The sequence below is a fragment of the Paenibacillus apii genome (assembly GCF_011043685.1).
Lineage (GTDB): Bacteria > Bacillota > Bacilli > Paenibacillales > Paenibacillaceae > Paenibacillus_AQ > Paenibacillus_AQ sabinae.
On the sequence record NZ_JAAKGU010000010.1, the window covers coordinates 106,941 to 120,149 of the forward strand.

At 52.4% G+C, this 13,209-nt stretch carries 9 protein-coding genes and 1 pseudogene; 2 read left to right on the forward strand and 8 right to left on the reverse strand.

The window, feature by feature from the left end; translation table 11 throughout:
- Window positions 1-108 precede the first annotated feature (108 nt).
- Window positions 109-3,603, reverse strand: a complete 3,495-nt coding sequence (locus G5B47_RS19380) for a PAS domain S-box protein (RefSeq protein WP_165101575.1) — start codon at window positions 3,601-3,603, stop codon at window positions 109-111.
- A gap of 238 nt (window positions 3,604-3,841) precedes the next feature.
- Window positions 3,842-5,833, reverse strand: coding sequence for a methyl-accepting chemotaxis protein (locus tag G5B47_RS19385; protein ID WP_328804595.1), 1,992 nt, complete (start codon window positions 5,831-5,833; stop codon window positions 3,842-3,844).
- Window positions 5,834-6,555: 722 nt separating this feature from the next.
- On the opposite strand from G5B47_RS19385, the gene G5B47_RS25965 reads away from it, so the two are divergent.
- Both G5B47_RS25965 and G5B47_RS19390 read left to right on the forward strand, forming a co-directional pair.
- Window positions 6,556-6,693, forward strand: coding sequence for a VOC family protein (locus tag G5B47_RS25965; protein ID WP_268958521.1), 138 nt, complete (start codon window positions 6,556-6,558; stop codon window positions 6,691-6,693).
- A pseudogene (locus tag G5B47_RS19390) lies at window positions 6,651-6,913 on the forward strand (VOC family protein); the annotation flags it as partial. The gene G5B47_RS25965 and the pseudogene G5B47_RS19390, both read left to right, overlap by 43 nt.
- A 105-nt stretch (window positions 6,914-7,018) precedes the next feature.
- Here the strand turns inward: G5B47_RS19390 and G5B47_RS19395 are convergent.
- The 6 genes from G5B47_RS19395 to G5B47_RS19420 all read right to left on the reverse strand — a co-directional run bounded on the left by G5B47_RS19395 (window position 7,019) and on the right by G5B47_RS19420 (window position 12,894).
- Window positions 7,019-7,441: an L-threonylcarbamoyladenylate synthase gene (locus tag G5B47_RS19395; protein WP_165101581.1), complete on the reverse strand. Its 423-nt coding sequence runs from the start codon at window positions 7,439-7,441 to the stop codon at window positions 7,019-7,021.
- A 257-nt stretch (window positions 7,442-7,698) separates the two neighbouring features.
- Window positions 7,699-9,060, reverse strand: coding sequence for an FAD-binding oxidoreductase (locus G5B47_RS19400; RefSeq protein ID WP_206107445.1), 1,362 nt, complete (start codon window positions 9,058-9,060; stop codon window positions 7,699-7,701).
- An 11-nt stretch (window positions 9,061-9,071) separates the two neighbouring features.
- On the reverse strand, window positions 9,072-9,734 hold the full coding sequence (locus tag G5B47_RS19405) for a methionine ABC transporter permease (RefSeq protein ID WP_165101584.1): 663 nt from the start codon (window positions 9,732-9,734) through the stop codon (window positions 9,072-9,074).
- Window positions 9,727-10,761: a methionine ABC transporter ATP-binding protein gene (locus G5B47_RS19410; protein ID WP_165101784.1), complete on the reverse strand. Its 1,035-nt coding sequence runs from the start codon at window positions 10,759-10,761 to the stop codon at window positions 9,727-9,729. Before G5B47_RS19410 ends, G5B47_RS19405 begins: the two co-directional genes overlap by 8 nt.
- Before the next feature lie 57 nt (window positions 10,762-10,818).
- Window positions 10,819-11,688 carry a MetQ/NlpA family ABC transporter substrate-binding protein gene (locus tag G5B47_RS19415; RefSeq protein ID WP_165101587.1) on the reverse strand — a complete coding sequence of 290 codons (870 nt, stop codon included), beginning with the start codon at window positions 11,686-11,688 and terminating at the stop codon, window positions 10,819-10,821.
- A 24-nt stretch (window positions 11,689-11,712) separates the two neighbouring features.
- Window positions 11,713-12,894, reverse strand: a complete 1,182-nt coding sequence (locus G5B47_RS19420; protein WP_165101590.1) for a pyridoxal phosphate-dependent aminotransferase — start codon at window positions 12,892-12,894, stop codon at window positions 11,713-11,715.
- Window positions 12,895-13,209 lie beyond the last annotated feature (315 nt).

A 13,209-nucleotide genomic window follows, 5' to 3' on the forward strand; every position in this document is an offset into this window, starting at 1 on the left:
TCCACAGACGGCCTCTCAATGACTGCCTGATCGATAATGATCTGAAACGGCCGCGCCGGGGCCCTCAGCCGCATAAATCCTTGATCAGCAATCATAGACTATCAGTCTTTATTCGCGCTCTTTCGAGATTGCCTTGCCGGTCATGGCGCTCCCCGGCGCCCACTGCTTCAGCACTCTGTCCAGTTCATCGCTGTGGATCGGCTTGGAAATGAAATCCTGCATTCCCGCCTTCATGCACATCTCCCTGTCTTCCTTTCTGGCAAAAGCCGTTACCGCAACGATAGCCGGACGCGAGCCGTGCTTCTCCCTGATAAGAGCCGCAGCCTCAAGGCCGTCCATGACAGGCATCTGGATATCCATAAAGACAAGATCATAATCCTTGAGCTGGACGGCGCGGACGGCCTGTTCCCCGTCCTCCACAATATCTGCCAGATAACCGCGTTTCCGCAAATAAGTTCCGAGCAAATGCCGGTTGACCGGATGGTCTTCGGCGACCAGGATCGACAGCGGACCATACTGCCCTTCCGCTATCGAGTTGGCCGCAAGATGCTTGCCCGCCTTCTTATCCTCTGATTTCCCGGCTCCGGATGCAGGCGCTCCGCCCGGTAACAAGGCTTCCACCGTAAAGTAAAAGGAAGAACCCTCCCCTTCCCGGCTGTCCACTCCGATCGTGCCGCCGAGCAGCTCGGAAAGCTTTTTGCTGATCGCAAGCCCAAGGCCCGTTCCCCCGTATTTCCGGTTGATGGACGGATGGAGCTGCGTGAAGGATTGGAAGAGCAGTCCCTGCCTGTCCTCCGGAATGCCGATACCGGTGTCCGTAACCGTGAACTGCACGATGATCCGGGAGTAATCCAAGGCCGCGCCCAGTTTCGCATCAATGCTGATTTTGCCGCGTTCCGTGAATTTGACGGCGTTGCCAACCAGATTGACGAGAATCTGCCTAAGTCTCGCCTCATCGGTGATCAGCGTTTCCGGGAGCTCCGGATCGATTGAATAGCTGAGATGCAGCTTCTTATCCGCCACCTTCGGATAGAACAAATCCCTCACGCCCTGAAGCACGTTTCGCAAGTCTACCTCTTTTAGCTCCAGTGTCATCATGCCCGCTTCAATTTTGCTGAAATCCAGCACTTCGTTTAGAATATGCAGCAGCGATTCGCCGCTCTGGCTGATGATCTCGGCATAACCGCGCTGTTCCTCATCCAGCTCCGTATCCTTGAGCAAATCCGTCATCCCGATGATCCCGTTCATCGGCGTTCGCAGTTCATGGCTCATAATCGCCAGAAACTCCGATTTCGCGCGGTCGGCTTGCTCGGCCGATTCTTTGGCGCGCCGGATCTCCTTCTCTTCCGTAATGTCCCGGAATACGACGACGGTTCCTTTTCTTTCGCCATTGTCATACAGCGGAGTCATACGGTATTTGGCCAAAAAGCTTGAGCCATCCTGCCGCCAAAAGACGCCCTCCCGCTCATCGTACATCCCGATTTCCGACAAGGTCTGAATGAGGCTCGTCTGTTCGCCCGCATATTCTCCGCTCAGTCGTGTCAGCTGAATGGGGCCTTCATGGCTGCGCCCTGCCCATTCACCCGGTCCGTACCCCAGCATATTGGCCGCGGCCGGATTAATGAATATTGTCTTGCCTTCCATGTCGATGCCGAAAATCCCCTCGGACACCGAATTGAGGATCAGCGCATGCTCGTAGCTGAGCTTCTCAATCTGCCGAAGATGGCGCTTATGTTCCGTGATGTCGCTGGTTATGCTGAACACGCCCACCACCACGCCATCCACCAGGATGGGAACCAGAATCACGCTGGCTTCCACGATATGCCCGTCCCGGTGAACGATCCGGCTCTCGAAGGTCTGGGCAATGCCTCCCGCAGCTCGGCGGAAACGTTCGCTCACATACTCCAGTTCATCCGTGTCGATTACTTCCGTGAAGAAGGACATCAGGAGATCGGAGTAGCTGTAGCCGGTCAAATATTCCATGCTGGAATTCACGGAGAGAGTACGTCCTAGCAGGTCCATCGCGCTGATTGCGGAAGGATTATACTCAAACAAGGATTTGTAACGGTTCTGGCTTTCCTCAAGCCTCATTTCATACTGCTTGCGTTCCCGGGCATCCCGTGATACCGCAATAATCTCAAAGGCCTGCCTCTCCTCGGAATACACAAGGCGGATCGTCGTCTCGGTCCACATATAGGTTCCGTCCTTGCATAAAAAGCGGAACAGAATCGGAAGGTTCTCTTTGCCCCGGGTGCATTCCTCCAAATAATGCTTCACCTTGTCCACATCATCCGGATGGATATAATCGATTCCCCGGGTCCCTGTCATCTCTTCCGGCGTATAGCCGTACATCGGCAGGCAGATCGACGAAGCGTACAGATAAGTCGCATATCCGTCAACCGCGTTGCGCGATATGAAATCCAGCGAATTCTCCGAGATCAGACGGTAGTTCCGTTCGCTTACCCGCAGCTTCTCTTCCATCTGGTGGTGCTCGGTGACATCCTGCATAATACCGCTGACAGAAAGCATTCTGCCGTTTTCATCCTTTACCGCTTCCCAGTGACAGTCAATGTATTTCAAGTTATCGCCGTTCATAATGCGGATAACCATCTGGCCGCTTATTCCGTCCTCTACCGACTGGCACAACACTTCCAGAAACCTTTCGCGATCGCCCGGCTCCATACGGGACAGGAACAAATCCGGATCGCTGCTTCCGTGCCGGGGGGAGTCTCCTTCCTCTTCGTCTATCCAAAATATATGCCGCAGCTCTTTTGATACCGTCAAACGGCCCGTACCCGTTTCACATTCCCAAGAGCCCATGCGGGCCAAATGCTGCGCTTTCGCGAGCATGTCCTCATGCTTCTTGCGCTCCGAGACATCTCGGGCGATGGTCATGATCTGCTGCAAGTCCCCCTCTTCGTCCCGCATCACCTTACAGCTGCTCTCAATCCATAAATAACGGCCGTCCTTGTGGCGGACCCTGCGGGTGAAGACCTTGCCGAACGAGTTATACTCACCGTACTGTGTGACATCCAGCGCGTCGTCCGGGTGGTAGAAAAGAGGCCGCTTCTGCCCGATAACTTCTTCCACAGAGTAACCGAGAAGCTGCTCGACGGATGGGGAAATATGGAGCAGCGTGCCGTCCGGCTTGCTTAAGGAAATCATGTCGGGGCTGTTCTCAGTGATCAGTCTATATAAATGCTCGCTTTCCCGCAGTTTCTCTTCGGCCAGCTTGCGATTCGTGATATCGGTCATTTCGACAACCAGACAAGAAGGGTCGCCATCCGGCTGTTCCCGGATCATAAACAAATGAAGCTGCGTCCACAGCAGACCGCCGTCCTTGCGGATGAACCGCTTTTCTTTGATGCATTCCTCACCCGGAATCGACAGCAAAAAAGCAACGATGGAAGAGGGATCAGACGTGTACTCTCCGCCAGGCATCATCGGATCGCCATAACGGAGGCTTGCCAGTTCTTCCTCGGTATATCCAAACATGCGGCAGAGAGCCGGATTGCAGCGGATCTTCGCCCCAGCCTGCAAAGAAACAACGGCTATTCCGCTCGATGAGCGATGATAGATTTGTTCAAATATCAAATCGGACACAAAGGAACCCTCCTCTGCAAGCATTCGGCGGTGTATTTAAATTCCTATTTTAAGTATACCGGGTTTCGACAGAATAATCTAAGAGCTTTCCACAAAAAGGAACAGAATAAGTTAAACTTAAAAAGCCGGCGGGGAACAAGTTGTTCCCTGCCGGCCCGCATACCGCGCAGCGCTTCAGTTCAAAGCGAACAGATAGGCCAGCATAGCGGCCAGTAATGACGCCCACGCTTGCCCGATTTTACAGTTTGAATCGTTCGACCAGTTCGTGCATTTCCGCCGCCATTCGGGATAAATCGCCCGATGACGACGAAATTTCTTCCATGGATGCCAGCTGCTGCTGAGCCGCAGCCGATATGCTCTCCGTTTCGGCCGCGCTCGTCCGGGCAACACCCGCAATGGCTTCAATCGCCTCGTTCATCTCCGCCGCTCCCTCGGAAATCTGCAGGGCGGCCGCCGAGACTTCACCGATTTGACCGTTAACCTCGCCAATAAACCGTTCGATCTGCGAGAACAGGCTGCCGGCCGTTTCCACAGTGAGCATGCCACCCTTGACCTCATTCGTAGAGGCTTCCATCGATGCCTCGACGTTAACAATTTCATTTCTGATGCTGCCGACCAGTTCGGAAATCTCTTGCGAAGAGCGCGACGAACGGTCCGAAAGCTTCTTCACTTCATCGGCAACCACCGCAAATCCCCGCCCATGCTCTCCGGCTCTTGCCGCCTCAATGGAAGCATTCAGTGAAAGCATCCCTGTCTGCCGGGAAAATTTGTTGATCGCATCCGTCACTTCACCGATCTTCTCCGAAGTTATGGACAAAACTTGGATGAGCCGCGCCAGATGCTCGACGGACTGGTCGATGGAATTCATCTGCTCGGCGGCGCTTCCGATGGCGACAGACCCCTCCGCCGACAGCGACGACGTCTTGCTGGATGTGCTCGCAACCGATTGGGCAGCGGAGGCGATTTCCTGGATTCGGGCGGTCATTTCAAAGATGGTCCGGGCCCCTTTCTCCACCGTGGCGGCCTGGTGCTCGGCTCCATCCGACATTTTCTCCGTGGCTCCGGCAATATGCTCGGTAGCCTTGACAGTCTGCTCCGAGCTGACCGAGAGCTGCTCCGCCGAAGCGGCCAATTGATTGGACAGCTCGCTCACATCGCTTAAAACTCCGCGCAGCGAATCGGTCATCCGGTTAAAGGCCGTTCCAAGCTGGCCCAGCTCATCCTTTCTTTCTACCTGTACTTGAGCAGTCAGATCTCCCTCGGCAAGCTTCTCGGACGCCACCGTGAGCAGCCGCAGCGGAGAAGTGATTGAACGGATAATGAACAGAATAGCGGCCAAACCAGCCGCCATGGCAGCGATCAGAACGATGAGCGTCGTCCGAAAAATCGGCGCCGCCTCTTCCTTCACTTCATCGATGTACCAAGTGCCGCCTATTTTCCATCCGGTCAGTGGATTGGTGACAAACACCATTTTTTTGGACTTTCCGTCTCTTTCGTTCACATATTCCATTTGACCCGAGCCGGATTTAAACATGGGGCCGGCGATTAACGAATCAACCGTATCTCCGACAGTCACGCCCGGAGCAACCAAAAATTTCTTTTGGTTGTCAATCATGATGACATACCCCTGTCTGCCGATCTTCACTTCTCTTGCCGATTCGCTGAGCTCGGCCAGACTGAAATTGGCGCCGACGATTCCATGTCCGTCACTCGTCGCTTTGGCTATCGTCACCACCGTACTGTTCGTTGACGCGGATTTATAAGTGTCTGTAATAATCGCCTTACCTTTGTTCTCCATGGCCTTGATGTATTGAGGTCGCGTCCGCGGATCGAACCCTTTAGGAAGGTTCAATTTTGTTGCGCTAAGGATCTGCCCCTGATCATTTGAAGCAAATACCGTTTCCAGATCGGGATGCAGCGCTTTGAAGCTGACTAGCAGCGCTTTTAATTCGGCATTTTCAGCACCCGTTTCCGAAATGAGGTTATTGACCGGCACCTGCTGGGACAAAAAATCAATGGCATTCATTTTTTCGCGTATGTACTTATCAATCATTTGATTCAGCAGATTCACGTTAGAGGATGCCGAATTCCTTATCTCCTCATCCACTTTGTTTCTGGCGGTCACATAAGCGGTACTGCCGATCGCGAGACCGGGGAGAAGCAAGATGCATAAAAAAGACAGCACCAGCCTGCTTTTGACCGAATGAAAACTGAACTTCCGACTTCGCACTTTTCCCAACAAAACCCCATCCTCTCTTTCTCTCAAAGGAAATAAACCCCATTTTCGGTTTGATTTGAAACAAACACTAAGATATATATCGGCAAAATGAATCTTGAAAACAATACTTTTAGAAAACATTAATGTTAAAATATGGTTAAATCATGGTTAATAAACGCTAATTTATGCAGACGTACGGGTTGCTTGCAACCCTGTTTGGATTGCCGTTCTGCTGTAACAAAAAAAGAAGCACCACCCACCATGAAACAGGTGATTGTGCTTCCTCCATAAACTGTATTTACTTGCGCATCCCGCATTCTTTCGCTTAAAATATCTTGCCCGTATTCAAAATGTGGCGATCAACAAGCGCATTCTTGATCTGCTTCATGGCAGCGATCATCGACGGGCCCGTTCTTGACAAGCCGTCAATACTTACAAGTAGTTGACCTTCTGTTCCATACCCGCTGCGAAGTCCGTCCCCGTAAGGACGATTCCATCCAAGTCTATTTGGACACGGATTCACAGCGGTTCGCAAGCTTTCTTCGCCAATTTTGGCCGACCCGAATCGCCATGCTTTGGTTTAATTTGCAGTCAAATTGGAATGTTCAGCCATTAAGTGGGTAAGTCCAGTTAATAATACATTCACAGAACGCATGTTCATTGATTTAATTCGTTTTTTCTATTTCGATAAAGGAGCGATAGCTATGGGTAATCAAAAGCTCACGACTTTTTTAATGTTTTCCGGACAAGCCGAGGAAGCCATGAACTTCTACATTTCTTTGTTCGAGCGGTCGGAAATTCTGCATATCCAGCGTTACGGCCCTGGCGAGACAGGGCTGAAGGAAGCGTGGTGCATGCCGTCTTCTCCTTGAACGGTCAAGAGTTTATGTGCATTGACAGCAATACGCCGCATGACTTTACTTTTACACCGGCCTTTCACTTTATGTCAATTGCAAGACCGAGGAAGAGATCGATGATCTGTTTGGAAAGCTGTCCGAAGGGGGCCAGGTATTCATGCCTTTGGATAAATATCCTTTCAGCGATAAATTCGGAGTGACGTGGCAGTTGAATCTGTTGGGGAAACAGCAATAGATCCAGGAACAGACAAAAATCTCCCTTAGAGCCGGATTGGGTCAGGCTTGAAAGGAGATTTTTGAAAATTGGCAGCTTGCCTATGAAATTAGTCAAAGATAGAGCTTAACTAATTTCCTTGAAGACGGGAGCGATTTGATTCAATTGGGCGACAGTAATATCTCCATACCGCAGGACTCGGGGTTCTCCGGAAAGGTCGATGATTGTACTGGACTTTGTCGTACCCTGAGCTCCACCTTCCAGTATATAATCCACTTTACTCCCGACTTGGTTCAGAGCCAGCTTCATATCCACCAGAACGCCGTCAGCCTGACCCGAAAGATTCGCTGATGTCATGGTCACAGGAATGTCCAAATGACGCATCATTCCCCGCCATACGGGATTGCTGAGACAGCCCATCGCGATCGTGGAACCACCGCGAACCATTTTATCGCCCTGCTTCCGATTGGAGACAATTTCACCATGGGAATCGATGACTCCGTAATTGCAGCCCGATGGCTTAACGCCGAGCTTACCATCCCTATGCATTACAATACATTCCCTTTGATCACTCAGGATACAGCCAAGTGGAAAGAACAAAAGGCGAAGAATCAATTGAAGGGCATCGTATTAAATGCAGGCGAGAGCTACAATACAACCTCCAGCGTTTACCAGAAGTAAATATTGCATCATAGGCTACAAATAGCATTTCAAGCGTGGACCTTACACATTCTTATATGCCTAAAAAAGAAGCACCCTCACCCTGAAACAGGTGACGGTGCTTCCTTTCTAAGCTATTATTTTCCTCAAAAAATCTTGCCCGCATTCAGAATGTTGCGATCATCGAGCGCGTTCTTGATCTGCCTCATGGCAGCGATCACCGCCGGGTCCGTAGCTTTCTGGAAATAAGGCTTCTTGCTCAGCCCGATTCCATGCTCGCCCGATGTCAAGCCGCCAAGCTCATGGCTTTTTCCGTAGATGCGGCTCATGACGGCTTTCAAATCCTTCCGCCAAGCCTCCAAATCCCGCTCCCCGCGAACCACGCATAAATGCACATTGCCATCCCCGGCATGGCCGAAGCTGATCAGCTGTACGCCGCTTTCCTGCTCCACTTCATTGGCGTAAGCGATAAAATCCGCTGTCTTGTCGATCGGCACAACGATATCCACCGGCTCCTGCTCGGACACCGCTTCTACCGCCTTGACCAGCGCCCCGCGTACCTTCCAGACCTCATCCAGCGTCTCTTTGTCCTCGAGCAGCAGAAAATCGAGCGCACCATTCCGAGTGACAGCCTGACGCGCGCGCTCCGCATTGGTGCGGACCTCGCTCTCGCTGCTGCCGTCGAAGGAAAGCAGAATATACGCCGACGCCTCCGGATACGGAAAGGAGACTCCCATAAACTGCTCGCCCAAGGCAACCACCTTGCGTTCCATAAATTCGATCGCGGTCGGTCCGACATTCTCGTGAATGAGCCGAATCACAGCGTCAATCCCCGTCTTCAGGCTGTCAAAAGGCACAAGCGCCCCCATCACGAACGCAGGCTTCGGAATAAGCTTCAATACGCATTCGGTGATGATGCCAAGCGTGCCCTCCGAGCCGATCAGCAGATGCTTGAGCGACAGCCCCGAGCTGTCCTTTACCACCTTGCCGCCGGTACGAATCACCTCGCCATTTGGCAATACCGCCGTAAGCCCCCGCACATAATCCCGAGTCACGCCGTATTTGACCGCCCGCATTCCGCCCGCGTTGGTGCTGATATTGCCGCCAATCGTGGCTTTCTTCTCCCCCGGATCGGGCGGATAGAACAGGCCCCTATCTTCCACATAGGCCTGCAAATCGGTCAGCAGAACGCCCGGCTGAACCGTAATGTTGAGCGTATCTTCGTCAAGCTCTACAATCCGGTTCATCCGGGAAAGATCAAGCACGATTCCCCCATGCTCCGGCACGGTGGAGCCGACGAGATTCGTCCCCGCTCCGCGAGGCGTTACAGGAACGGAGTGCGCATACGCCCATTTCATAATCGCGCTGACCTCTTCGGTGCTTACCGGAAATACCAGAGCGTCGCAGGTTCCCTGCAGGCGTCCCAAATTATCAGTAACATACTTTTCCGCGATTCCTTCCGTCTTGATCCGCTGCGGATCGGAAATAATACTGTACAGCTCCTGCAAGAAACCCACCTCTACTTTCTGGTATATAGCCGTGCGCACCAGTCGCCGATGAATTGCGCCCCCTGGACAATAACAACCAGCAGGATGACCGTTGCGATCATTACTCCCGTTTCATAGCGATAATATCCGTACTGGATCGCCAGATCGCCGATTCCGCCGCCGCCGACCAATCCCGCCATCGCGGAATATCCGATCAGACTGATGACCGTCACGGTAGTTGCGCGGATCAGCCCCGGCATTGCCTCCACAAACAGCACCTTCCGCAAAATCAGGCTTAAGCTTGCACCCGTGGCAATGGCTGCCTCCAGCACCCCTTTGTCCACTTCGCTGAACGATCCTTCCACCAGCCGTGCGAAGAACGCGACGGAAGCAAAAGCAAGCGGAACCGAAGCGGCTACCGGCCCGATGCTAGTTCCGGCGATAGCTTTGGTTAATGGAATGAGCAGCACGAGCAAGATTACGAACGGGACGGAGCGGATTACATTCACAAGCACGCCCATCACTGCGTTGAGACCACGTTTCGGAAAAAACAGCGGGCTTGCCGACAAATACAAAACAAGACCAATCAGCAATCCGAACACCAAAGAAGCGGCCATGGAGATGGCAATCATAATCAGCGTTTCCCAAATCGCGGAAGGCAGCTCCAACTGCAAAATATCCCAGGTGCTATCCATTCAGCTCTCCCCCTTCGACTGCGGCGGAAAGCCGTTCAATTTTGAACACCTGTCCGGCGATATAGTCCCGGGCTTTTGCAATTTCCGCGGCATCCCCGCTCAGTTTGATGAGCAGAATACCGAGCGGCTTGCCTTGAATATACTCGATTTTCCCATGGAGAATGTCGACAAGCACGTCAAATTCCTTCGACACCTTGCTGATGAGCGGCTCGTAAGCCCGCTCCCCGGTGTAGGTGATCTTCAGCATTTCCTCCTGATCCTTCAGCTGCAAATGCTCCGGAATTTCGATATTCAGCACCCGGGAAACCAAAGATTGGGTCATCGGATGCTCCGGTTCCGTAAATACCCGATACGTATCTCCGACCTCCACGATTTCGCCATCCGCCATTACGGCAATACGGTCGAACAGCTTCCGCGCCACGTCCATCTCATGCGTAATGAACACAATGGTAATCGGATTCTCCCGGTTGATCCGCCGCAGAATCCGGATGATTTCTTCCGTATTCTCCAGATCAAGCGCCGAGGTCGCTTCGTCGCACAGCAGAATTTCCGGATCATTCGCGAGCGCGCGGGCGATCGCCACCCGCTGCTTTTGCCCTCCGCTCAAATTGGCCGGATATACTTGCTCCTTATCCGCCAGATTCACCTGGGTAAGCAGCTCAAGCACCCGTTCTCGGATTTTTGGCTCGGGACAATTGTTCGCTTTGAGCGCGAATGCGATATTGTCGTATACCGTCGCTCCGCTGATCAAGTTGAAGTGCTGAAAGATCATTCCTATTTTCAACCTGACCTTGCGCAGCGCGGTGCCTTTGAACCGGGTAATATCCTGGCCGCCCACAATAACCCTGCCTGAAACGGGAGGCTGCAGAAGATTGATTACCCGGACCAGCGTGCTCTTTCCGGCTCCGCTCGGGCCGACAATCCCGAAGATTTCGCCTTTGTTTATGGAAATGGACGCCTCTTTTACCGCATGCATCTTTCGGCCCTTCTGTTTAAAGATCACGTTGACTTTATCAAGAACAATCACCACGAGCACCCTTTCCTGCAATCAACGCCGTTCTATCCGGCTGTATCCTATGATTGATTATTTGCCGTATTTGGCCGTATACCATTCCGGTTTGTCAAATGCTTTAAAAATCCCGTTCGCATCTTCAATCGCTTGATGGAACTCTTCCGACTCGACAGCAGCCTTCAGATCCTTGCCAAGCTGCCCATCGATATCGGCGGTCCGGACCGCGACGACGTTCTTGTAATCCTCCGTCAGCTTCTCCACAGCGAGCGCGTTCGCGAGGTCCAGCTTCGCTGCGATGGCAAAGTTTCCGGGGATAAGACCGATAGCCACGCTATCGAGGCTGCGCGAGATTTGGGCGGCGTCCATGGTAACAAACTCCAGCTTGTGCGGATTGTCCGATACATCATGTACGGTGGCTTTCGTTGCGTCAATGTCCGCTTTCAGATCAATCAGGCCAAGCGCCTTCAAGAAACGCAGCGAGCGCGCCAGATTGGAAGCGTCGACGGCAATTGCTACCTTGGAGCCATCCGGCAAATCGCTTAAATTCTTCACTGTATTGGAATATACACCCATGCCCGCTGTCGGAACGGAGATGACCTTGCCGATATCCAGCTTGTTGTCCGCTGCGAATTTCTTCAGATACACCGTGTGCTGCATCAGATTGGCGTCGATTTCTCCGCTGCCCAGCGCTTGGTCAGGCTGTACATAGTCCGAGAATTGAACGACTTCAATCTTGTAGCCCTGCTTTTCCATATAAGGAGCAATCGCTTTGGTGATCATATCGCCATAAGGACCGGGCGACACGCCGATCTTGATATCCTTCTTTGTCTCCGGCGATGCGCCCTCATCCGCCGCTTTCTCATTGCCGCCGCAAGCGGCGAGCAGAAGTCCCATCAGGGAAATAACCAGTGTAATGACCAACCCTTTTTTTATCTTATTCATTTGTCTGTTCCTCTCACATTCAATTTATTTGATATTCGATAATTCCGCGCCCCGGTATGCCTCAAGCTTCTCCAGCCGTTTGAGCGCCTCGACCAGTGTCTCTTCCTTCTTGGCAAAATGAAACCGGATGTACTGGTTGACGTCTTCCCGGAAAAAGCTCGAGCCCGGAACCGCCGCCACCCCAATCTCCCTTGCCAGCCACTCACAGAACTTGTAATCGTCCGGCTCGCCGAACTCGCTGATATCTACGAGCACATAATACGCGCCCTGGGGCTTGTAATACTTGAGACCGAGCCGGTCCAGACCGTCCAGAAACAGCGTCCGCTTCCGCTCGTAAACTTGGGTCAATTCCTCGTAATACGCGTCGTCCATTTCCAGACCCTTCACCGCGGCCTTCTGCAAGGGAGCGGCGGCACCGACAGTAAGGAAATCATGGACCTTGCGGCAGACCTCAATAACATGGGCCGGACCGATAATATACCCGAGTCTCCAGCCTGTGATCGAATACGTCTTGGACAGCGAGCTGCAGGACAGCGTCCGCTCGAACATGCCTGGAAGAGAAGCCATGTACGTATGTACATAAGGCTCGTACACGATGTGCTCATACACTTCATCCGTAATCACGAATGTATCGAATTCTACCGCAAGCCGGGCAATCTCCTCCAGCTCTTCGCGTGTGAACACTTTACCCGTCGGATTGGACGGATTGCACAGCACGATCGCTTTAACCCCCTGTTCGAACGCTCGCCGAAGTTCCTCGGGGTCGAACATAAATTCCGGCGGGGCCAGCGGCACATAGACAGGAGTGACGCCGGTCAGGATCGCATCCGCCGTATAATTTTCATAGAACGGAGAGAATACGATAACTTTGTCGCCCGGATTGCACACCGTCATCATCGCCGCCATCATCGCTTCGGTGCTGCCGCAGGTTACAACAATATTCTCCGCAGGGTTCACCGGGATGCCCATCAGCTTGCTCTGCTTGAGCGCCAGCTTCTCCCGGAACAATTCAGAGCCCCATGTAATCTCATATTGATGGGGACCATCATCCGCTACTTTCCGCAGTTCTTCCGTCAGCTCCCGGGGAGGATCGAAATCAGGAAAGCCCTGAGAGAGATTCACAGCGTCATACTGCCTGGCAATACGGGTCATTTTGCGAATGATCGATTCAGTAAATCCATCCAGCCGATTGCTTAATTCCGGCATTGCCTCGTCTCCTTTTCCTATAAACATTATGCCAAAGGCATAAATTTACAGATTTGATTTAAACATACTATTTTTGTCGGATTAACGTTTTAAAGTATAGGGTCCATGCCCGGTCTTGTCAATGCTTTTTCTGCTGTGGCGGGCTAGACCTTTTAGCGCTTAGGAATAACAACAGGGGTGTCCAGGCAGCCATGAAAGGCTTATAAAACAACCCCCGCACATCATCTTGAAAAATGGCAATCAATAACTACTGAAGCAGCGTCTTCGATATGAATTCATATGCCGGAAGCTTGGCGGCCCAGGAGCCGACCAATT